The sequence below is a fragment of the Gelidibacter salicanalis genome, from assembly GCF_016469035.1.
Classification (GTDB): Bacteria; Bacteroidota; Bacteroidia; order Flavobacteriales; family Flavobacteriaceae; genus Gelidibacter; species Gelidibacter salicanalis_A.
Map to the genome: position 1 here is coordinate 1 of NZ_JAEHJZ010000107.1, position 259 is coordinate 259.

Below are 259 nucleotides of genomic sequence, written 5' to 3' on the forward strand. Positions count from 1 at the left end.
GCCTTCTTTTTCGGTGACAGGCCTTACATCTAATACGACATATTCATTTACGGTTTTGGCTAATGACCTTGCGGGCAATGCCTCACTGGCGGGCAATACCGTTAATGTTACCACACTTTCCAACCCTGATACACAATCGCCTTCCGCGGTGACTACGTTGGCGGCCTCCAATATTACAACCAACAGTGCGCAATTGACCTGGTCCGCTTCTACGGATAATGTGGGTGTGGTGTCCTATGAGGTGTTTCGTGGCGGCCAG

General features: G+C 50.6%; 1 pseudogene. It reads left to right on the plus strand.

Annotated elements, in window-relative coordinates:
- A pseudogene (locus tag JEM65_RS21050) lies at window positions 1-259 on the plus strand (chitin-binding protein); the annotation flags it as partial.